This is a genomic window from Streptomyces sp. NPDC097619, from assembly GCF_040302735.1.
Taxonomy (GTDB): Bacteria; Actinomycetota; Actinomycetes; order Streptomycetales; family Streptomycetaceae; genus Streptomyces.
Genome location: NZ_JBEOSD010000334.1, coordinates 1 through 1,138, shown reverse-complemented (window position 1 = coordinate 1,138; position 1,138 = coordinate 1). Strand labels below are relative to the sequence as shown.

Annotated in this window: 2 protein-coding genes; both read left to right on the top strand. The window is 67.1% G+C overall.

Annotated elements, in window-relative coordinates:
• A partial coding sequence (locus ABTZ17_RS36845) for an acyl-CoA carboxylase biotin carboxyl carrier protein subunit (protein ID WP_352200186.1) occupies positions 1 to 461 on the top strand: 461 nt, incomplete at its 5' end.
• A 3-nt stretch (positions 462 to 464) separates the two neighbouring features.
• On the top strand, positions 465 to 1,138 hold a 674-nt coding region (locus tag ABTZ17_RS36840; protein ID WP_352200185.1), incomplete at its 3' end, for a 2-oxoacid:ferredoxin oxidoreductase family protein.

Below are 1,138 nucleotides of genomic sequence, written 5' to 3'. Positions count from 1 at the left end.
CCCCGTTCAAGGTCCACACGCGGTGGATCGAGACCGAGTTCACCAACACCATCCCCGCCTTCACCGCCCCCACCCCCGAAGACACCGAAGACGAGGACGGCCGGGAAAGCCTGGTGGTCGAGGTCGGCGGCCGCCGCCTGGAGGTGTCCCTCCCCTCCTCCCTCGGCATGACCATCGGCCGAACGGCGGTCGCCGGCGGCGCCAAGACCAAGCGCCGCACCAAGCGCTCGGGCCCCGTCCTCTCCGGCGACACCCTGGCCTCGCCGATGCAGGGCACCATCGTCAAGGTGGCCGTCGAAGAGGGCCAGCAGGTCAACGAAGGCGACCTCGTCGTCGTCCTCGAAGCCATGAAGATGGAGCAGCCGCTGACCGCGCACCGCTCCGGCACCGTCACCGGCCTGTCCGCCGAGGTCGGCGCGTCCATCACTTCCGGCGCCACCCTCTGCGAAATCAAGAATTGAGCCATGACCGAGACCGCCATTCCCCCCACGGGCGCCAAGGAAGTCCGCCGCCTCGACCGCGTCATCATCCGTTTCGCGGGTGACTCGGGCGACGGAATGCAGCTGACCGGAGACCGTTTCACCTCCGAAACGGCATCCTTCGGAAACGACCTTTCCACGCTGCCGAACTTCCCCGCGGAAATCCGCGCCCCCGCCGGAACCCTTCCCGGCGTGTCCTCCTTCCAGCTGCATTTCGCCGACCACGACATCCTGACTCCGGGTGACGCTCCGAACGTCCTCGTGGCGATGAATCCCGCGGCCCTCAAGGCGAACATCGCGGACCTCCCCCGGGGCGCGGAGATCATCGTCAACACCGACGAATTCACCAAGCGCGCCATGGTCAAGGTCGGCTACGAGTCCTCCCCCCTGGAGGACGACTCCCTGGACGCGTACCACCTCCACCCCGTCCCCCTCACCACCCTCACGGTCGAAGCCCTGAAGGACTTCGACCTGTCGCGGAAGGAGGCGGAGCGTAGCAAGAACATGTTCGCTCTGGGTCTGCTCTCCTGGATGTATCACCGTCCGACAGAGGGCACCGAAGCCTTCCTGCGGAGGAAGTTCGCGCGGAAGCCGGAGATCGCCGAGGCGAACGTGGTGGCGTTCCGGGCGGGGTGGAACTTCGGGGAGACGACGGAGGA